Annotated in this window: 18 protein-coding genes and 1 riboswitch; of the genes, 11 read left to right on the forward strand and 7 right to left on the reverse strand. The window is 62.7% G+C overall.

What is annotated here, in order from left to right:
* Nucleotides 1–45: 45 nt before the first annotated feature.
* Both LDN90_RS21005 and LDN90_RS21010 read right to left on the reverse strand, forming a co-directional pair.
* Nucleotides 46–495, reverse strand: coding sequence for an SRPBCC domain-containing protein (locus LDN90_RS21005; protein WP_216926601.1), 450 nt, complete (start codon nt 493–495; stop codon nt 46–48).
* A gap of 262 nt (nt 496–757) precedes the next feature.
* On the reverse strand, nt 758–1354 hold the full coding sequence (locus LDN90_RS21010) for a phosphoribosylanthranilate isomerase (protein WP_223946986.1): 597 nt from the start codon (nt 1352–1354) through the stop codon (nt 758–760).
* Nucleotides 1355–1451: 97 nt separating this feature from the next.
* On the opposite strand from LDN90_RS21010, the gene LDN90_RS21015 reads away from it, so the two are divergent.
* From LDN90_RS21015 to LDN90_RS21035, 5 genes are all read left to right on the forward strand, one after another.
* On the forward strand, nt 1452–2081 hold the full coding sequence (locus LDN90_RS21015) for a HutD family protein (RefSeq protein WP_223946987.1): 630 nt from the start codon (nt 1452–1454) through the stop codon (nt 2079–2081).
* Between the two features lie 58 nt (nt 2082–2139).
* Nucleotides 2140–2205: riboswitch (guanidine-III (ykkC-III) riboswitch) on the forward strand.
* Between the two features lie 9 nt (nt 2206–2214).
* Nucleotides 2215–2529, forward strand: a complete 315-nt coding sequence (locus tag LDN90_RS21020) for a multidrug efflux SMR transporter (RefSeq protein WP_216927523.1) — start codon at nt 2215–2217, stop codon at nt 2527–2529.
* A gap of 2 nt (nt 2530–2531) precedes the next feature.
* A complete protein-coding gene (locus tag LDN90_RS21025) occupies nt 2532–2918 on the forward strand; it encodes a multidrug efflux SMR transporter (RefSeq protein WP_223946988.1) in 387 nt (128 codons plus the stop codon).
* Nucleotides 2919–3145: 227 nt separating this feature from the next.
* Nucleotides 3146–4153 (forward strand): aldo/keto reductase, encoded by a 1008-nt coding sequence (locus LDN90_RS21030; RefSeq protein ID WP_223946989.1) that lies wholly within the window; start codon nt 3146–3148, stop codon nt 4151–4153.
* A gap of 9 nt (nt 4154–4162) precedes the next feature.
* The gene (locus tag LDN90_RS21035; protein ID WP_223946990.1) at nt 4163–4813 is read left to right on the forward strand and encodes an MBL fold metallo-hydrolase; all 651 of its coding nucleotides are present in this window, start codon (nt 4163–4165) and stop codon (nt 4811–4813) included.
* A gap of 19 nt (nt 4814–4832) precedes the next feature.
* Here the strand turns inward: LDN90_RS21035 and LDN90_RS21040 are convergent, their stop codons facing one another.
* Both LDN90_RS21040 and LDN90_RS21045 read right to left on the reverse strand, forming a co-directional pair.
* Nucleotides 4833–6578 carry a DEAD/DEAH box helicase gene (locus LDN90_RS21040; RefSeq protein WP_223946991.1) on the reverse strand — a complete coding sequence of 582 codons (1746 nt, stop codon included), beginning with the start codon at nt 6576–6578 and terminating at the stop codon, nt 4833–4835.
* A 391-nt stretch (nt 6579–6969) separates the two neighbouring features.
* Entirely contained in the window at nt 6970–8364 is a 1395-nt protein-coding gene (locus LDN90_RS21045; protein WP_223946992.1) for an MFS transporter, read from the reverse strand.
* Between the two features lie 68 nt (nt 8365–8432).
* Between LDN90_RS21045 and soxR the strand changes: the two genes are divergently transcribed.
* Nucleotides 8433–8894 (forward strand): redox-sensitive transcriptional activator SoxR, encoded by a 462-nt coding sequence (soxR, locus tag LDN90_RS21050; protein WP_223946993.1) that lies wholly within the window; start codon nt 8433–8435, stop codon nt 8892–8894.
* Here soxR and LDN90_RS21055 read toward each other — a convergent pair whose 3' ends face one another.
* Nucleotides 8895–10874 (reverse strand): FG-GAP-like repeat-containing protein, encoded by a 1980-nt coding sequence (locus LDN90_RS21055; RefSeq protein ID WP_223946994.1) that lies wholly within the window; start codon nt 10872–10874, stop codon nt 8895–8897.
* Between the two features lie 123 nt (nt 10875–10997).
* Here LDN90_RS21055 and LDN90_RS21060 point away from each other — a divergent pair, with 123 nt between their 5' ends.
* Nucleotides 10998–11786, forward strand: a complete 789-nt coding sequence (locus LDN90_RS21060) for a class I SAM-dependent methyltransferase (RefSeq protein WP_223949349.1) — start codon at nt 10998–11000, stop codon at nt 11784–11786.
* A 60-nt stretch (nt 11787–11846) separates the two neighbouring features.
* On the opposite strand, the gene LDN90_RS21065 is transcribed toward LDN90_RS21060, so the two are convergent.
* On the reverse strand, nt 11847–12884 hold the full coding sequence (locus LDN90_RS21065) for an Lrp/AsnC family transcriptional regulator (protein WP_223946995.1): 1038 nt from the start codon (nt 12882–12884) through the stop codon (nt 11847–11849).
* 140 nt (nt 12885–13024) lie between these two features.
* On the opposite strand from LDN90_RS21065, the gene LDN90_RS21070 reads away from it, so the two are divergent.
* Together LDN90_RS21070 and LDN90_RS21075 are read left to right on the forward strand one after the other, a co-directional pair.
* A complete protein-coding gene (locus tag LDN90_RS21070) occupies nt 13025–14242 on the forward strand; it encodes a M20 family metallopeptidase (protein ID WP_223946996.1) in 1218 nt (405 codons plus the stop codon).
* 31 nt (nt 14243–14273) lie between these two features.
* Nucleotides 14274–15566 (forward strand): MFS transporter, encoded by a 1293-nt coding sequence (locus LDN90_RS21075; RefSeq protein ID WP_223946997.1) that lies wholly within the window; start codon nt 14274–14276, stop codon nt 15564–15566.
* Between the two features lie 68 nt (nt 15567–15634).
* On the opposite strand, the gene LDN90_RS21080 is transcribed toward LDN90_RS21075, so the two are convergent.
* On the reverse strand, nt 15635–16888 hold the full coding sequence (locus LDN90_RS21080) for an MFS transporter (protein WP_223949350.1): 1254 nt from the start codon (nt 16886–16888) through the stop codon (nt 15635–15637).
* 563 nt (nt 16889–17451) lie between these two features.
* On the opposite strand from LDN90_RS21080, the gene LDN90_RS21085 reads away from it, so the two are divergent.
* The gene (locus LDN90_RS21085) at nt 17452–18072 is read left to right on the forward strand and encodes a hypothetical protein (protein WP_223946998.1); all 621 of its coding nucleotides are present in this window, start codon (nt 17452–17454) and stop codon (nt 18070–18072) included.
* Between the two features lie 126 nt (nt 18073–18198).
* The gene (gene trmB / locus LDN90_RS21090; protein ID WP_223946999.1) at nt 18199–19104 is read left to right on the forward strand and encodes a tRNA (guanosine(46)-N7)-methyltransferase TrmB; all 906 of its coding nucleotides are present in this window, start codon (nt 18199–18201) and stop codon (nt 19102–19104) included.
* Nucleotides 19105–19126: the final 22 nt, after the last annotated feature.

Genomic DNA, 19126 nt, shown 5'->3' on the forward strand with positions numbered 1-19126 from the left:
TCTGCCCTGAATCGGCCCTGACTTTGATGACGTATCAAGAGCGATTTAGTCCAACAACGCGTCCAGCTTGTCGAACGAGGTTCCCCAGCCGTCCCGTGTCATTTCCACCCATTCTTCCGATGCGAAGGGGCCTTGGGTGAGATGCATCCGGGTGCGTCCATTGAGGTCTTCGAATTCGAGGTGCATTTCCTCGTACTCATGATCTGCGTCGGGAGCAGCCTTTGCTCTTGCCACCAACAGGGCAGGAGCGTCCAGCTCCGTGATGACAGCTTCGATGGGAGCTTCCTGCTCCCCCTCGTCGTCCGTCCATGCCATGACCACTTGCCAGATTCCGCCTACGCGGGGCTCCACGATGATCTTGTCGCGTGGCGCGTCCACTTCCACGGGCCCGAACCACTTGGTCAGCTGATCGGGGTCCATCCAGGCGTCGAAGATCCGCTCACGCGGGGCGTCGAACTCGCGGATCATGGTCAGGGTGTGCTGTTCCGTGCTCATTGCGTGGCTCCTGGTTCCGTGTGGTCCGTTGGCTTGGTTCCGTGTTTGGTTCCGTGTTTGGTTACGTGTGTAAAGTCCAGTGGCGTGTTCCAGTGAATCGTGTTGCCGTCAGCGAGTCCAGGCTGCCAGTGCCAAGTCGGATGCTCTCTCACATCATCACCCGAATTGCCCAACCTTCTCTCACATCATGAACCCATCCAGGGTTTCCGGCTGCAGGACGTGAGAGAGGAACGCGCCAAAAGCCGTTGGATGTGAGAGAACGTCAGGCCTTTGCGGCTTCCACGAACGCGCGGATTTTCGCCAGGTCCTTTACTCCCCGGGACGCCTCCACACCTGAGGAAACGTCCACGCCCCAGGCATCCGCGGCAGCCGCAGCGAACGCAACGTTGCCGGGTTCGAGTCCGCCTGCGAGCAACCACTCCCGGCCGCCAAGTCCCTTCGCACGCACTGACCCGTAGTCCCAGGACTCTCCCGAACCCGGCACGGCTGCATCGATCAAGAGCAGATCCTCGCCCAGATCGCTGAACTGGTCCGGCGCGGCACCCATGGTGACGGCCCGGATGAGCCGCATCCCGGCGTCGTGCACTGTTTTGACGTCCTCGGCAGTCCGGGTGCCGTGCAGCTGAACCCAGGTGAGTCCTGCGGCGCGCGCAACAGAAACGGCGTCGGAGGCAGGCTCATGCCGGAAAACAGCCACAGCATTAACATGTGCGGGCACCAGCGGCAGCAGGATACGCACCTGGTCAGGACTGACTTCACGTGGGCTCGAAGTCAGCACGAAGCCGACCGCATCCGCGCCGGCGTCGACGGCGGAGCGCACGGATTCCGGCGTGCTCAAGCCGCACACTTTGACGAACATTCCGTGCCTCCAGCCGTATTCACAAACGTTTTCCACATATGACGTTAGCAAGCCGCAATGACAACGCAGAAGCTGTGTCCACCACTAGGCTGGTCGGATGGAGATCATCCGCTTTGCCGACATCCACCCCGAACCGTGGCGTAACGGAGGCGGGGTGACGCGCGAACTCGCCAGCCACCCGAAAGTCGCCTCGGCCCAGGACGGCGCCTGGGATTGGCGCGTCAGCATCGCCGATGTCTCCAAGGCCGGGGACTTCTCCAATTTTCCCGGCATGGAACGGGTCATCACCATCATTGACGGTGAGCTGCTGCTCCTGACCATCGACGGCGAAGAGCACCCGCTCGAGAAGTATCGTCCGTTCCGTTTCTCGGGAGAGGCAGCGTCGTCAGCCACGCTACCCACGGGGGATATCCGCGACCTCAACGTCATCGTTCGCGCCAGCGCGTTCAAGGGGTACACGTCCATCGTCGAGATCTCCAAGAAACGCGCACACCCCGTGTTCGAGGGACAGTTGGCCGTCCTCCTGGAAGGCAAGGCGACGGTTTCGCCTGGGGCAGATCTGGAGGACGAGTCCGACGGCGCCAGCCCGACTCCCAGCGCGGCCGAGCCGGTGGAGCTGAACCGCTACGACGCCGTGGTGGGCTCGGATACACGGAGCCCCGAGATCTCGGGCCGGGGTTTTGTTGCCGTGATATCCATCGACAAAGTGGACTCCCCAAACGCCTAAGACTGGTGACTTTCGCCACCCAAAGTGGCCACGGTCTGCAGGAGTTGCTAGCCTGAAATGAAGGTTCCGTTCTGGAGCCTCCGGACGACGGTTCAGTACCCGGCACGCGACAAGACTGGCCAAAGGATCTGTCATGTCGTGGTTAATTCTCATTCTCTCCGGAGCCCTTGAGGCCGTTTGGGCCGCTGCACTTCACCGATCAAAGGGCTTCCGCAAGCCAGTCCCCACCGTTATTTTCCTGGTCAGCGTCGTCGCCAGCACCGCCGGACTCGCGATCGCCATGCAATCCATTCCCACGGGTACGGCGTATGCGGTGTGGGTGGGTGTCGGCGTCGTCCTGACGTCGGCTTACGCCATGGTCACCAAGGTGGAACGCGCGACGACGGCCCGGTTGCTGCTGCTCGCAGGTATCGGCGCGTGCGTGGTTGGCCTGAAGGTGGTGGCGTAGCCATGGCCGCAACAACCACCACGACCCAGAACTCTGCGAAGAACGGCGTCTTCTGGCTGGTTCTCCTTGCTTCAGCCGTCCTCGAAGCCGTGTGGGCCACTGCTCTGGGACTCTCCAACGGCTTCACCCAGTTGATTCCCACATTGGTATTCGCGGTGACAGCAGCATTGAGCATGCTCGGACTCGGGATCGCCGTGAAACGAATCCCCTTGGGCACTGCATACGCGGTATGGGTTGGAATCGGCGCGGCGCTCACTGTTGGCTGGGCCATGCTCAGCGGCGTCGAACCCGCGAGTCCGTTGAAGCTGCTCTTCATCGCCGGAATCGTGGGTTGCGCTGCAGGTTTGAAGGCGCTGCCGTCCGACAACCCCCAGGCGCCCGCTGAGTAGACGGCACTCCTCCACGCTCCTTCCCAGTTGCCTCCCCCGGCACCCCTCGTCCAGCGGCAGAAACCCCGAAATCACAGGGGCGGGCATGCAGGCGTGCCGGGTGCTATCCGGACCAACTGGGAAGGAGCGTCGGCCACACCCGAAGAACCAGCAGGAATACCAAAGCCCGCGGCGGAGTTCACGCCACCAAAGGGCACTTCGAATACCAACACGCATGGGAGAAGTTCATGACTGCAGTTCAACTCGGCGATGGCCTTACTGTCGGCCCCCTTGGCTTTGGCGGCATGGCCCTGACACCGGTCTATGGGGGAATCGACCCCGCTGAAGCCCTGCAAACCCTTAGGCATGCGGTGGATGCGGGAATCACTTTCATCGACACCGCAGATGTTTACGGCGCCGGAAGCAACGAGGAGTTGGTGGGGCAGCTCCTGAAAGGCCGGCGTGACGAGATCCAGCTGGCAACAAAATTCGGAATAGAGGGCAACGCCGCGAACGGCTACACGGGAGTTCGCGGCGATGCGCCCTACGTCAGGCAGGCGGCAGAAGCTAGCCTCCGCCGCCTGGACACTGACGTGATTGACCTCTACTACCTGCACCGCCGTGACCTCCGCGTTCCGATAGTGGAAACCGTGGAGGCCATGGCGGAGCTGGTCCGAGAGGGCAAGGTTCGGCACCTGGGACTGTCTGAGGTGACAGCCGAGGAGCTTCGGCAGGCCAACGCCGTCCATCCCATTGCCGCGGTCCAAAGTGAATGGTCAATCTGGAGCAGGGATGTTGAGCAAAACGTTGTTCCTGCAGCGAAGGAACTCGGCGTCGGCTTTGTGCCTTATTCGCCGCTCGGCCGAGGGTTCCTCACGGGAACCATTAGCGCGAGCGACTTGGGCGAAAACGACTTCCGCCACAAGATTCCCCGCTTTGATGGCGAGGCCCTCGATGCGAACCAGGCCGTCGTGGCCGCGGTTCGCGAGGTAGCCGATGACCTGGGTGCAACTCCTGCCCAGGTAGCACTGGCTTGGCTGTTCGCCCAAGGCAAGCGCCTTGGGCTGCCGGTGGTCCCCATCCCCGGTACGCGCAAAACGCACCGCATCGACGAGAACCTTCGCGCGCTGTCCCTGCAACTGGGAAGTGCGCAACTTGAGGTGCTCGACCAAGCCGCGGACGCCGTCGTCGGTTCGCGTTCTGCCGATCCCAACTGGGTGTCACAAGGCCGCGAAGCCAACACGACCACTGCATAGACTGAGCCGATGGATTCGCTTATTCACTCATCGCGTGACGTCACCATCCGGAGCATCTCCGTCAGCGAGATGAACAACAACGTGTACCTGTTGACCTCGAAGTCCACAGGCGTGCAGCTGTTGATCGACGCCGCCGACGACCTTCCAGCCATTCAGCAACTCCTGAAGGACAGCGAAACGGATACTTCCGAAGTGCCGAAGCTCGTCCGAATCGCCACCACCCACCAGCACTGGGACCACATCCGCGCCTTGGGTGAGCTGGTGTCAGCTACGGGCGCCAGCACTTCTGCAGGAGCGGACGACGCCGATGCGCTGCCAGTTCCGGTAGATGTCCGGCTTGGTCACGGCGACGTCGAGCGGTTCGGCGACTTCGAGATCACGGCGGTCCACTTGCGCGGACACACCCCTGGCTCGATTGCTTTCGTTTACCAGGATCCGGATGGGCCCGCCCACATTTTCAGTGGGGACTCGTTGTTTCCCGGAGGCGTCGGCAAAACACAGGGCGATCCTTCACGTTTCACTTCACTATTGAACGACGTGAAAGAGCGGCTGTGCGACGCCTACCCGGACGAGACCGTGGTGCACCCGGGCCATGGATTGCCCACGACCCTCGGAGCCGAGCGGCCACACCTTGAGGAGTGGCGCGCCCGCGGCTGGTGAGCCCCGCCGGGACCGCGCGTTAGCGGCCGCGACGCTCGTTCGAAGCCGGAGCGGATGCACGGCGAGGACCGCTGCGTGCCGGACGACCGGCGCCGGAGCCCCCGCGAGCTGAGTTGCCGGAGGCACCCGAACCGTAGGATCCGCCGGATGTAGCGCCCGTTGCCGAGGACCAAACAGCCTTGTTTCCGCCAGTACGGGTGCTCGTGGTGGAAGCCGTGCGCGGGGCCGAAGCTGATCGCTGGCCACCGGTAGCAGCACGCTGGCCCGAAGCCGGACGACCACTGCGGCCGCCCTGACCCTGCGAGCCGGGAACGTCGTTGCGGTGAGTGGCACCAGCCTTGCCGCGACCACGTGGGCTGCGGGCGACGTCGTCGTTCATTGCTGCGCGACGATCGGCGCGGTTGATGTCGGTGCGAACCGGCTCAGCTGCCACCTTGCCGCGTCCGCCGCGACCACCACGGCCACCCGCGGTGGGTGCAGCCTGGCCGCCCGTACGGCGTGCGCGCTTGCGCTGGGCGTTGGCGCCAGTGGACGTGCCGCCGCCCTGCGGGGCTTTCGCCGCGAGGAGCGCTGCACGGGTGCGGGGATCAACCTTGTCAGCGATGTCGCCCACGAGTTCGGCGACCAACGGCGAGTTGGCAGTGACGCGCTCGAACGATACGTCGACGCCGGCAGCCTTCATGAGCTTCTTGACGTCGCTCTGCTGCTCCGGGAGCGTCAGCGTGACAACTGTGCCATCGGAGCCAGCACGGGCCGTGCGGCCTGAGCGGTGGAGGTACGCCTTGTGCTCTGTGGGCGGATCAACGTGGATGACGAGTTCGACGTCATCCACGTGCACGCCGCGGGCTGCGACGTCGGTTGCCACCAGGACGCGAACGTCGCCGTTGGAGAACTCGGCCAAGTTGCGGTCGCGGGCGTTCTGCGACAGGTTGCCGTGAAGGTCGACGGCGGGGATGCCGGCGTCCGTGAGGGTCTTGGCAAGTTTGCGGGCGTGGTGCTTGGTCCGCATGAAGAGGACGCGGCGGCCAGCGCCGGAGGCCAGTTCGACGATGAGCTGCTTCTTGACGGTCTGATCGTTAACTACCAGGACGTGGTGTTCCATAGTGGTGACGGCAGCCTGCGGGTCATCCACGGAGTGCGTCAGCGGGTTGGAGAGGTAACGGTTGACCAGCTTGTCAACACCGTTGTCCAACGTCGCGGAGAAGAGCAGTCGCTGACCCTGCGTGGGGGTCATGTCCATGAGCTTCTTGACTACCGGAAGGAAGCCGAGGTCAGCCATGTGATCTGCCTCGTCCAGCACGGTGACCTCAACGGCTTCGAGGGTCAGGATGCGCTGGCGGATCAGGTCTTCGAGGCGGCCCGGGCAGGCGATGACGATGTCGACGCCGGCGCGCAGCGCCTTTTCCTGGCGCGCCTGGGAAATGCCGCCGTAGATCACCGTGGTGTTCAGGCCCATGGCCTTGGCCAGCGGCTCGATCGTGGCGTTGATCTGGGTTGCAAGTTCACGCGTCGGAGCAAGGACGAGGCCCATGGGGCGGCCCGGCTTGCGGAAGTGCTTGGCTTCACGCTCGGCCAGACGGGCCACAAGAGGGATGGCGAAAGCGATGGTCTTGCCGGAGCCGGTGCGGCCTCGGCCCAGGACGTCGCGGCCTGCGAGCGTATCGGGGAGGGTCTTCACCTGGATGGGGAATGCCTCTTCGATGCCGTCTGCGGCGAGGGAATCAGCAATAGCCTTGGGCGTGCCAAGGGCAGCAAAAGTAGTCATGTACTTATGTCTTTCGGGCGGTGTCCAGTTGCGGACATCGGCCCCCGACGCCGGTTGGGCCAGGGGTTCGCCGAGGAAAAGTCAGGTGGTCTACCGGTTCACTGCTGGAGCGTTGGCCGGGACCAAATGGAAGCGTTCATCGACGCAGGATGTGCCTCTCACATGAAAAATGCCCCGTCACGTGGCCTTTTGGGCCACCTGCTTCAGGGCGTCACCGCACATCAAGTGTTCCCATTCTAGCAGTGTTCGGCGTCCAGCCCTGCATCGGGCTGGTGCAGGGCTGCGTTGCGTGGCCCGGATTGCGTGCTTCCGGGCCCAAATAGCGCGCAGAGCAGGCCCCACAAGTCGAACGGACCGCCGCAGTCGGCCGGCACACCAACCTGGCGTCGGGCTACTGATGGAGCGAGGGCTCTGGCTGGGCGTCGTGAGTTTCGGAGGCGCCCGCCCGGCTGGCGACCCGTGGCGCTATGACAACCCCGACGACGGCGATCACCGCCGTCAGTGCGAAGACCCCCGCAAACGGATTCGTCGTCGTAAATGCGGCAAAGACAAGTCCCGTCGCAGCGAGAGCGAGCGCCCCGCCCAGGGAGTCGGAGATGGACATTGCTGCACTGTTGAAGCCTTGGTTATCGGGAGTCGAGAGGGCCAACGTCATGACGCTCAGCCGTGGGTACATGAGCCCCATGCCCCCGCCGGCGAGGATCCAACCGCCAATAGCAATGGCTGCCGGCAGTGCCAATGCCGCAGTCACCAGCGCCAGCACGATTGCCACCAGCACCAGCGCGGCACCAATCTTCACGGCGAGGGCATCAGCCAGTTTCGAACCCAACCGGCCCTGCAAAGCGGATGTTCCCGCCCATGCGAGCGCGGCGCCGGTTAGCGTGAGCCCGGCAAACGTCGGCGTGAAGGCGTACTGTTCGGTCAGCAGGTACGGCAGGTAGACCTCCGCGCCGAAAAACGCCGCCGACGCCAGACCGCGGGTGAGGATCACGCTGGGAAGTCCTCGGCGGGCAACCAGTGTTCCGCGCGGGACCAACGGCCTGACCGCCACCACGGCAAGGACAAGTGCGACGACGGCAATCACCCCGCCCACGCCCGGCACCTCTGCTGACAAGTTCAGCGCGAGGACGGTCAGGGCAGCCAGTGCCGCCCACCCCATGCGTCCGAACGCCCACGGAACGGTTTCGGTGACGGGCTCCGAGTCCATCCCCCGCACAGCCGGCACCACCATCAGCAGTGCCGGAACAACCAACCCCACCACGCCCAGGAACACCCAGTGCCAACTGCTGAGCTGTGCCACGATGCCCGCGGCGAACGGGCCCACGAGTGAAGGGATCACCCAGGAAGCGGCAAACGCGGCGAAGATTTTCGGATGCAGAGTCGGCGGGTAGACGCGTGCCACCAAGACATACAGGGCAACGGTCATGGCACCGCCACCAAGTCCCTGCACGAGCCGGCCGAGCACCAGGACCTCCATGCTCCCGGCTGTTCCTGCGATCAGCAGCCCAGCAACGAACAGTGCCACCGATGCATACAGCGGCGCTGCAGGACCACGACGATCGGACCAATTACCTGCCCCAACCATCCCCATCACACCAGTCGCCAACGGACCGGCGAAGGCCAGCGCGTAAAGGGTGGCTCCGTCCAGGTCCCGGCTGACGAGCGGCATGATGGTGGTTACCGCCAGGGACTCGAAGGCGCTGAGGAAAACGAGCGCGCACGCACCAATGGTGGCCAGCAGATATGGACGGCGGAGTATCCCGGCCGTTGAAGTATCAGAGGTCATGGACGTTACCCTAGAACCTCAACTAATGTTGAGGTCAATCCACCACGCCCACCACCGGAGGACCAGCCTTGCCACAAGTTCCAGGCAGCGCCCACCGGCCCCTCAGCATCGGTGAGCTTTCCGAGCGCAGCGGAGTATCGGCGTCGGCCCTTCACTTCTACGAACGCAATGGGCTCATCACGGCTGAACGTACGGCCGGCAACCAGCGGCGGTATCGGCGCGAAATGCTGCGGCGCGTGGCTTTCATCAAAACATCGCAAAGAGTTGGCCTTCCTCTGAAGGACATCCGGGAGGCGCTGGACTCCCTGCCGGACGGACGGACTCCCACCAAGCGGGACTGGACACGGTTATCGTCGCGGTGGCGCAGGGAACTCGACGAACGGATCGCGGCCCTGCAACACCTGCGGAACGATCTGGATGGTTGCATCGGCTGTGGTTGCCTGAGCCTGAAATCATGCACGCTTCAGAATCCAGCCGACGAACTGGGGGCCACCGGCGCGGGAGCGCAGCGCTGGAACCAGCCAGGATAGTTAGATGATCGCCGTCATGACATTCCAGCCCACTCCCACCTGTACCCGCGGCGAGTATCCGCCGAAGCCCTGTCCTGGGTAAAGCCACAGGGTGCCGCTGGCGTCGCGGGCCAGGATGTCCGGCACGTCGTCGCTGTCGAAGTCGCCCGGGGTGACGATGGCAGACATGACGTTCCACTCGATGCCAACCAGCAAGGGTGGAAACCAACCGCCCGAACCGTCGGGCTCGTAAAGAAACAGCGTGCCCCAGGTGTCGCGGGCAAGGATGTCGCGCCCCGGATTCCGCAGGTTCCCGGGGCCCATGATGGCCGTCATCACGTTCCAGCCCGTGCCCACCTTCGATCTGGGAAGCCAATCGCCTGAGCCGTTCCCCGGGTATAGCCAGAGGTCACCGGAACTATCCCGGGCAAGGACATCGGCTTTGCCATCGTCATCAAAATCGCCTGGGGCAACGACGGCGGTCATCGCGTTCCAGCCGACGCCGACTTTGGAGCGGGGCAGCCAACCAGAATTGCCGTCGCCCGGATACAGCCACAAATCACCAGCCTCGTCGCGTGCCAGGACGTCCGGTTTGCGGTCACCGTCAAAGTCGCCTGACGCCATCAACAGGTTCATGATGTTCCAACCGGAGCCAACCTGTGAGCGGGGCAGCCAGCCACTGTTGCCGTTTCCGGGATACAGCCAGAGCCCGCCGGCGGAGTCCCTCGCCAGAACATCCGTGGTGCCATCGGAGTTGTAGTCCTTCCACACATTCTCCGGATCCGCCGTACTAACAGCCATGACGTAATCGCCCTGGTTGCCCGGAACGACGTACGCCATGGATCCGTCCGGGAGCATGACCAGCTGACGGGGAAGCAACCCATCTTCCAACAGGATGACCCCTGCTGGTTTGAGCGTCGGCAGGCTGAGAACGTTGATGTCGTGGCCCAGCACATAAAGCCGCGCACCGTCGGGACTGACCTGGACCGTGAGGTGCCCCATGTTCATGACTGGGCCCTCACCGAGACTGACCCGTGTCAGCGAATTCCCCTGCAGATCGACTTCAGCAACGTAATTGTCATTCGGACTCTGGTCCACGACGAATGCCCGGGATCCGTCCGGAGTGAAGCTTGGCGCAGTGGCCACGGATTCGGTCATGACTTCCCCGATCACGGTGTCCGTGGCGACGCCTGCGATGGCGATGCCGCCTTCGAGCTTGGGGTAATACAGCTTGGATCCGTCCGGGGACATGGACCCTCCGGTTGACGTCCCGCCGAGCGGAATGGTGCTGGTCACGGTGTTGGTAGACGTCTCAATGGCGGACAACGATTGGTCCAGGAGATTCAGTGCGAACACCTTGGCCCCATCCGGCGTCACAAGAATCTGCGTTGGCTCGCGACCAACGGGAATGGAGGAAACCACGGACGCCGCCGCCACATCGATGACTGCAACGGATCCCGGCGTCGAGCCCGTGTCCGCCGGCGTTCCGTACACAGCCGCGTAAACGCTGGACGCGTCAGGGGTAAATGCGAGGCTGAAGACCGGGCCGTCCACCGGTATGTCCACGACCGTTATGGCGGCGGTGTCCACGACCGTGAGGAAGTATTCCTGGAACTCGCTTGTGGCCAGGTAGACCTTGCCGCCGTCCGGGCTGACCTTCATGGCAGTAACATCACGAACATCAATGCTCGCAGTCACAGTACTAGTGGCCACGTCGATCGAGGCGAAAGCCCCGGATGCGGACACTGTGAAAAGCTTGCGGCCATCCGGGCTTGCCTCAGCAAAGTGTGGGCTCGGAACCTCGATCCTGTTCGGCGTCCCGAAAGTCGCCATAGGTGCGGTGATAGTTGGCGCACTGATGGTTGGCGCGGTGGCTCCCGCGACGGCGTCGGGCTTTAGCGGATTGGCCTGGGCCGGTAGCCCTGAAGCCATGAGCGTAAAGGCCGCCGCCAAAGCCACAACGGCAGCACGCGCAGTGAACGTAAGCGTCCGGAACATCATGAATCCCCCGTTTCATGCGCCAATGACTTGTGTCCGGCGCTTGGCTCAAACGCTAGTCACCATCAAATGGAAAAACCAGATCATTTTGTTCGTATGTGTGTTTTGCCGAAGCAGCAACGGGCGTTGCCTTTAGTGGCCTGCTCACGGCACGCTTGGCTTATGGCTGAACACACTCACGACGGCGGCACTCCCCACGCCACGAATGGCACCTCTGGCAACGCCCGCCAGGACACCCATCAAGACACTGACCACAGCGGGCCGAGGCATGGCGGGCTCAACCTTCACGAAGACGCCGACAACGCCGCCGACATGTGGGACGGCATGTACAAGGAGCGTCCACGAGTATGGAGCGGAAATCCGAATCCACAGTTGGTCGCCGAAGTAGCCGGGCTCCACGCGGGAACGGCCTTGGACCTTGGCTGCGGCGAAGGTGCAGACGCCATCTGGCTCGCCGGGCAGGGCTGGATGGTCACCGGCATGGATGTTTCGGCGGTCGCGCTTGAACGTGCGGCAGCCCATGCAGAGGAATCCGGTCACGCTGACCGGATCACCTGGCAGCAACAGGATCTGGCCGATTGGAAGCCGGAACCCATCTTTGACCTCGTTTCAGCACAGTTCCTCCACAGCCCCCTCCTGCCGTGGCGCGACTCCGTAGCTTCGGCGGCAGCCGCAGTGGCGCCGGGCGGCACGTTGCTCGTGGTAGGACATCATCCTCATGGGCTCGCTCCGTGGAGCCACCACCGTGAAACGGGCATGTTCTTCTCGCCGGAACAGTTGGCTGGATCGCTCCGCCTGGACCGCGAGCCGTGGTTCGTCAACGTCCTGACTTCGCGGGAACGCACGATCACCGGTCCAGAGGGCGGGACGGCTACCGTTTTGGACACGGTCCTACGGGCCACGAAGCACCCCTGATACTGGCGGGAACCGGCACCCAGGCCGGACTCGCCGTCGTCGTGAGCTCAAGCAAGAAACTTACGCTGTTTCCGGCAGCAACTCCCCATACGGTGCCACCACGGTTCCTGTGGCCGTTGAATCCGGGTTCAGCATCCAGCCAACCCGTTTGGCCGTATTCAACATAACTACGCTCTCCACGAGCTCGATGCCCGGGATCCGCTGCTGGATGGCGAGTTCCATTTCCATGATCTCGGCCAGCGACCGCAACCACATGATCATGGTGAAGTTGGTACGGCCGGTGGTGGACGCTGAAAACCTGACATTCCTGACGGAACGCAGTTCCGTGGCGGCGGCTTCGTGCTGGCCCGCCGGAACGTTCGCAAACCACTGGACGGTGATGGGAAAACCGGAGAATTTTTGGGCTATCTCGCAGCGGAAAGACAACATTCTGCTGTTCAGCACCCGCCCCAACTGACGCTGCGCCGTGGCGGGATGCCGCCCCAAAGCCCGGGCTATCTCAGCAGCAGAAGCCCGGCCATCCCGGGATAGGAGCGGGATCAGCGCCAGATGGCTCTCGGGTAGCGGCACGACGATGGCGTCGGGAGCAGACGGGTTGGCCGATTCGGGCCCGGCCATTGCCCGAAGCGCCTGCTGTTCCCCCTTGGTGAGCACATTCAGCCGCCATGCGTAGCCGCTGGTGTGGATCCGGGTGCAGAGCGAGGTGTGGTACTTGGTAAGTCCGCGGACTTCCTTGAGCCGCGGCAGCAGGCTGGTGCTGAACTGATCGAGGTCCTGGGTGATGACGGTGAGTGTGAGGTCGCGATTGCTCGCCGCTTCTTCGATGGTGATGGCCTCGGGGAGCTCTGCCAAGGCCGCCGTGACTTGCGGCCGGAGGTCCATCTCGCAGTCGATGTCCACCATGGCAAGGCACATGTTTTTCGGGTCACCCATGAGATGGGCCGTAGTCCAGGCCGCACCGGCAGCCTTGAGGCGGTCCCAGCGCGCGGCCAAGGTTGTGGCGTGGACGCCCAAGACCTCGCCGGCATCGGACCAGCTGATACGAGGAGAAATCTGCAGGGCATTGATGAGGCGCAGATCCTCTTCGCTGAGTTCCATGCGTACATTCTCCTTCAACCGTGCATGAATCCTGCGTTTTTGGGGTTTCCATGCATTTTTACAGATGTTTTCAGGATTGTGAGTCAAGTCACCACAGAATTGCAAGAAGAACCCATAACCCAGCAAGAGCAGGAGAACACATGACCATCGCCGCTGACGCCAAGGAACTGCAGCACGACATCGTCCGCCTCCGCCACGACCTCCACCGCGAACCGGAGATCGGCCTGCAGCTCCCCCGCACCCAGGAAAAGGTGCTCAAGGCGCTGGACGGACTCCCGTATGAGATCACACTCGGCAAGGACACGACGTCGGTCACCGCGGTTCTTCGCGGTGGTGCAGCTTACGCTTCGGCTGAGAAGCCGGTGGTGTTATTGCGGGCAGACATGGACGGCCTTCCCGTCCAGGAAACAACCGGTGTGGATTACACGTCCCGTATAGACGGAGCGATGCACGCCTGCGGACACGACCTCCACACCTCCATGCTCGCCGGAGCCGCTACCCTGCTGGCTGAGCGTCGCGACAAGCTGGCCGGCGACGTCGTACTCATGTTCCAGCCCGGCGAGGAAGGCTTCGACGGCGCCAGCTACATGATCAACGAAGGCGTCCTGGATGCTGCCGGGCGACGGGCAGATACGGCTTACGGCATGCACGTCTTCTCCTCGCTGGAACCCCACGGCCAGTTCGTCACCAAGAACGGCGTGATGCTCAGTTCCTCCGACGGGCTCGTAGTGACCGTGCTCGGTGCCGGCGGGCATGGCTCTGCCCCACATTCAGCCAAGGACCCCGTGACCGCAGCAGCGGAAATGGTTACCGCCCTTCAGGTCATGATCACGCGCCAGTTCAACATGTTCGATCCCGTAGTTCTCACCGTTGGTGTGCTGCACGCAGGTACCAAGCGGAATGTCATCCCTGAAACTGCCCGCATCGAAGCCACCATCAGGACCTTCTCGGAAGAGTCACGGCAGAAGATGATGGATGTAGTACCCAAGCTGCTCCAAGGCATCGCCGCAGCCCACGGCCTGGAGGTTGATGTGGACTACCAGCAGGAATACCCCCTCACCATCAACGACGAGGACGAAACCACCACGGCGGAGAAGGTCATCGCCGGCATGTTCGGCGAGTCCCGGCTGACCCGGATGGCAACTCCCCTCAGTGGTTCCGAGGACTTCTCCCGGGTGCTGGCCGAGGTCCCGGGAACATTCGTAGGGCTCAGTGCCGTTGCCCCCGGCACCGACCACGCGACGTCGCCCTTCAACCACTCGCCTTACGCAACGTTCGACGACGGCGTCCTCACCGACGGCGCTGCCCTGTATGCAGAGCTCGCGGTGTCCCGCATCGCGGCCCTCGCCGCCAACTAACTCCCAGCCCTATCCCACCTTGGAGAAACACATGACCGCCACCGTTGGAACGTCCACCGAAGTCAAGGTCCACAAGTCCCATCTGCGCACGCTCGTCGGAACCGGCATCGGCAACGCCGTTGAATGGTATGACTGGGCCATTTACGCCACGTTCTCGCCGTTCATCGCGAGTGCTTTGTTCAGCCAGGCCGACCCTACGTCCGCCGTGCTGTCCACCTTGGCGATCTTCGCCGTCGGGTTTGTTGCTCGGCCCTTCGGCGGTTTCGTGTTCGGCTGGATCGGCGACCGCATCGGCCGCAAGACCTCCATGACGGTAGCCGTTGCCCTCGGAGCTCTCGGTAGCCTCCTCATCGGCATCGCTCCGACGTTCCAGGCTGTTGGCGCGTTCGCATCCGTGATGCTCCTGCTCGCCCGGCTCATCCAGGGCCTCGCCCACGGTGGTGAGCTGCCGTCGTCGCAGACGTACCTGTCCGAGATGGCACCCAAGGAAAAGCGCGGTTTCTGGGCGACGCTCATCTACACGTCCGGCACCGCCGGCATCCTGGCCGGAACAGTGCTCGGCGCGATCCTCACTGCTGTCCTGTCCAAGGACGACATGAGCGCCTGGGGTTGGCGTATTCCGTTCCTCATCGGTGGAGCACTGGGCATCTATGCGCTGTTCATGCGGGCCAAGATGAAGGAAACCCACGCATTCGAGGCTGAGACGCCCAAGGAAAAGCGCCTGCCGATGTGGCCACAGATCGTCAAGTACCGCAAGCAGGCGCTGCAGGTTATCGGCCTGACCGTTGGCCTCACGGTGGTCTACTACATCTGGGGTGTCGTGGCACCGAGCTACGCAGCCACCACGCTGAAGATGGACCGGGGCGCTGCCCTTTGGGCCGGCGTGATCGCCAACGTCGTGTTCATTGCCGCACTCCCCTTCTGGGGCAAGCTGTCGGACAGGATCGGCCGCAAGCCGGTGCTCATCGGTTCCTCCATCGGTGCCATGGTCATGCACTTCCCCATGACGTGGCTGCTGAAGGACTCCCCGTGGCAGCTGGCTGTGTCCATGTCCGTGATGCTGTTCTTCATCGCTGGTAGCGCATCGATTGTCCCGGCCGTCTACGCCGAACTCTTCCCGACGCACATTCGCACTGTGGGTGTAGGCGTGCCGTACTCCATCTGCGTCGCGGCCTTCGGTGGCACGGCTCCGTACCTGCAGACCTGGCTCGGCAGCATTGGCCAGGGCTACCTGTTCAACGTGTACGCAGTAATCCTGTTGGTGATCGGCATCGCCTTCGCCTTCTCGATCCCCGAGACCAAGGGCAAGGACCTGACGGCCTAGCTCGTTGTGAGGCCCGCTCTGTGCCCTAAGTTCGTACTTTGGGGCGTAGAGCGGGCCTCACAACGCGCTTAAACGAATTTGTTGCGGCCCGCGCGGTAGCCGAAGAACGCCGCCAGCGCTCCGACCACCAGGAACAGGACGCCCGCGGCGGTGAATCCACCCGTGGCTTGGTGGAGTTGTCCCACGAGCAACGTTCCCACCGAGCCCACTCCGTAGCCGACACCCTGCATCATTCCGGACAGGTGGGCGGCTGTGTGGGCATCTCGGGTGCGGACCATGATCATGGTGAGGGCCACAGCGGTGAGCGATCCCTGTCCCAATCCCAGCAGTCCGGTCCAGATCCAGATCAGCTCAGTGGGCCCGAAGATGCTGAGGGCGAAACCGCCGCCGGTCATCAGGGCAACCACGGTGTTGATCACCCTCTGGTCCATGAATCGCGTGGCCAAGGCAGGGGCAAAGAGTGAACCGAGCATCTGAAGCACGATCGACACCGACACAATCAGGCCAGCCGTCCCACCCTCGATGCCCCGGTCCCTCAGGATCGGCGCAAGCCACGCAAAAACACTGAACGACATCATGGCCTGCAGCACCATGAACAGCGTGACCTGCCAGGCCACTGCGGATCGCCACACGTTCACACCGCCGCGGACCGCCTGGTGCCGCACGGGATGCTGGCGGATGGCCAGCGGAAGGAAGACCAAAAGCACGACGCCGGCAGGCACCGCCCATGACCACAGCGCCGAAGTCCACTGGCCGGTTGCCGCAAAAACCGGATACGTGAAGCCTGCACCGAGCGCTGCGGATGCGCAGATCGCCGTGGTGTACAGGCCGCCCATCAACCCGAGCCTATGCGGGAAGTCTCTCTTGACGACGCCCGGCAGGAGGACGTTGCAGAGAGCGATGGCCGCTCCACAAGCTGCCGTGCCGGCGAGGAGTGTTGGAAGGTGCCCTGCTCCGGGGACCTCCGTTGGCCTGAGCAAGAGTCCGGCCGTGAGGACAGCCATCGCTCCGAGCAGTACCCGTTCTGCCCCGAATCGTCTCGCCAGTACCGGCGCAAGAGGTGCGAAAACACCCAGCAATGTCACGGGAACGGTGGTCAGGACCACCACAGCCCAGCCCGGCAGCCCGGCGTCGGACGTTATTTCCGGAAGGACGGCCGAGAAGCTCGAGAAGACCGTCCGGAGGTTCAGGCCGATCAGGACCAGACAGATGCCGAGGTAGATCAGGCCTCGTTGCGAGCGCAGCTGGGTGGGGGCCGCCGCCGGGATGTCGTCGATCTCGGCATCCACAGCGATCTCAGGGCGAAGGGCCTGATAGCGGATCGGTTCTGCCGGGCCGCTTGCATCTTCGACGCCGGGCCTGTTCGAGGAGGTCACGCGTCCTATTCTGTCAGCCGTGTCCGATCTACTGCTCAAGGGCGTGATGTGACCGCGACGGCCTCTCCGCAGCAGTTTTACCCGCCTCCGCCACGCATGTGGTTGCCGAAGTTGCTCTCACGGTCTTGCCAAAGAGGCGATTTGACGGTCTCAGCGGACACATCAGAGAGCCGTGAAATTTGCTTTAGTGGCGATCACCCGCAAAACGTGACGCAAAAACTCTAGATATTTTAAAGAACCTGCAAAACAGTGCTCGAATGCAATGCAAATCTAAAGAAGATGAGCACTTGAAAGAAAGAAGACACTAAAAGCCGACCAGTCACCTCTTCCGTCCAGCCCGGCGCTGCGGCAAAAAGCCAGACAGGCCGTCAATCCCATAATCCAGGAAGAGCGTCCACGAAATGAACAGGTCAAGAGCTTCTGTTACGGCGGGCGTGCTGCTACTCATCAGTCTGTCCTCTTGCGCCCCGGGAATCACCAAACCTCTCGACCCGGGACCAAGTCAGCAAGTGGAGCAGGCCACCCCTCCGAGTCCGAATGACGCATACGCCAACATTCCACCTGACCAGATACAACAAGCTGGCACCGACGTTGACTTTATTTGGGAACCGAAGGATGCATTTTACGGATTCGACAAGTACCCCGCCGTGGCTCGTGTACACATCGATTCCATCGACAGCGGGCGATCGTTCAGCCCGATTTCCGATCAGTATGTGTTCCCGCAAACTATTGGAAAGATGTCCGTCCGGGAGGTCTACAAGGGCGACCATGAGCCTGACACTCAAGTGAACTATTCAAGGGTTGGCGGAACTGTCACCTACGACGATTACTGGAACAGTCTCAATCAAGCACAGCGGGAAAAGATACTTCAGTTGAACCGGGGCCAAAAACCGACTGACGCGAAGTACGTTCAGGCTAAGATCACGGACGACATCGACGTCGAAGTTGGCAAAGAATATGTCGCCTTCCTTCAGCCGCAAACCGCCAAAGACGGAAGCCTCAAGGAGTACTCAATCACCGGGTATCAGTATGGTCTAAGAGAGGTGAAAGGCACCGGTGCCGAAGCCACGGTTCTCAACAACGAGACCCAGACCTGGGAGAGCCTCGGCAGCTACGTGAAGCTTCCTTAGCCATCGGCCTCGAGCTATTAGGCGCAATCCTTTTGACACCTGTATGCACCTCAATACTTCTTACTGAGCCACATCAGGCGACCGCCTCTGCGAAGCGTCCATCGGAACCAAAGTATTCTGGAATGGATGAGTGAAACCCCAGATTCCCCGCGACCAGTAACGCCCGGCAGCCAGGCTTCCTTCGGAACCTACGGCGGCCGGCCGGTCAGTTTCGTGCGCCGCGGCACCCGTTTGCAGGGCCGCAGGCAGGCCGCGTGGGAGGAGCACGCCGAGCGTTGGGCCGTCCAGGTTCCGCGTCATGTAGCCAACACTTCGGTGCACCCCGATTACACCTTTGACGCCGAGGCCGTCTTTGGACGCAAAGCTCCCCTGATCGTCGAGATCGGTTCGGGTTTGGGTGACGCCGTGGTCCATGCCGCCGAACAGAATCCGGACAAGGACTTTTTGGCCGTCGAGGTTTACACTCCCGGCCTGGCCAACACCATCATTAAGATCAACAGCCGTGGCCTGACCAACGTTCGGGTGGTGGAAGCAAACGCACCCGAGGTTTTGGAGTCGATGCTTCCGGCGGGCTCAGTCAGTGAGCTCTGGGTATTTTTCCCCGATCCATGGCACAAGGCACGCCACCATAAGCGCCGCCTGATCCAGCCGGCTTTCGCTTCCGTAGCTGCCAAGGCCCTGGAAAAGGGTGGCTACTGGCGGATTGCCACCGATTGGTCCAATTACGCAGTGCACGTCCGCGAGGTCCTGGCAGGCTCGACGGAATTTGAAAACATGCACGAAGGCGAGCGCAGCGGCGAGGAGAGCCCGCTGACGCAAGTGTGGCAATCCGGCGTCGAATCTGTTGTGGGAGGGGCGCCGGTGCGGGAAGGTCGCGCACCTGTCAGCACCGAGCACACGGGTCCGAACGAGGGCGTGGACGAGGAAGGCGGCTGGGCTCCCCGCTTCGAGGGCCGTATCCGCACAAGCTTTGAAAACAAGGCCCACGAGGCCGGCCGAATGATTTTCGACCTCACGTATCGCAAGATCTAGCGCACGGACTTTGGGGGGAGTT

This window comes from Arthrobacter sp. NtRootA1, assembly GCF_019976975.1.
Taxonomy (GTDB): Bacteria; Actinomycetota; Actinomycetes; order Actinomycetales; family Micrococcaceae; genus Arthrobacter; species Arthrobacter aromaticivorans.

Coding starts and splice junctions, on each gene's coding strand:
- LDN90_RS21005 (WP_216926601.1), bottom strand. CDS start 495: ATGAGCACGGAACAGCACACCCTGACCATGATCCGCGAGTTCGACGCC.
- LDN90_RS21010 (WP_223946986.1), bottom strand. CDS start 1,354: ATGTTCGTCAAAGTGTGCGGCTTGAGCACGCCGGAATCCGTGCGCTCC.
- LDN90_RS21015 (WP_223946987.1), top strand. CDS start 1,452: ATGGAGATCATCCGCTTTGCCGACATCCACCCCGAACCGTGGCGTAAC.
- LDN90_RS21020 (WP_216927523.1), top strand. CDS start 2,215: ATGTCGTGGTTAATTCTCATTCTCTCCGGAGCCCTTGAGGCCGTTTGG.
- LDN90_RS21025 (WP_223946988.1), top strand. CDS start 2,532: ATGGCCGCAACAACCACCACGACCCAGAACTCTGCGAAGAACGGCGTC.
- LDN90_RS21030 (WP_223946989.1), top strand. CDS start 3,146: ATGACTGCAGTTCAACTCGGCGATGGCCTTACTGTCGGCCCCCTTGGC.
- LDN90_RS21035 (WP_223946990.1), top strand. CDS start 4,163: ATGGATTCGCTTATTCACTCATCGCGTGACGTCACCATCCGGAGCATC.
- LDN90_RS21040 (WP_223946991.1), bottom strand. CDS start 6,578: ATGACTACTTTTGCTGCCCTTGGCACGCCCAAGGCTATTGCTGATTCC.
- LDN90_RS21045 (WP_223946992.1), bottom strand. CDS start 8,364: ATGACCTCTGATACTTCAACGGCCGGGATACTCCGCCGTCCATATCTG.
- LDN90_RS21055 (WP_223946994.1), bottom strand. CDS start 10,874: ATGATGTTCCGGACGCTTACGTTCACTGCGCGTGCTGCCGTTGTGGCT.
- LDN90_RS21065 (WP_223946995.1), bottom strand. CDS start 12,884: ATGGAACTCAGCGAAGAGGATCTGCGCCTCATCAATGCCCTGCAGATT.
- LDN90_RS21070 (WP_223946996.1), top strand. CDS start 13,025: ATGACCATCGCCGCTGACGCCAAGGAACTGCAGCACGACATCGTCCGC.
- LDN90_RS21075 (WP_223946997.1), top strand. CDS start 14,274: ATGACCGCCACCGTTGGAACGTCCACCGAAGTCAAGGTCCACAAGTCC.
- trmB (WP_223946999.1), top strand. CDS start 18,199: ATGAGTGAAACCCCAGATTCCCCGCGACCAGTAACGCCCGGCAGCCAG.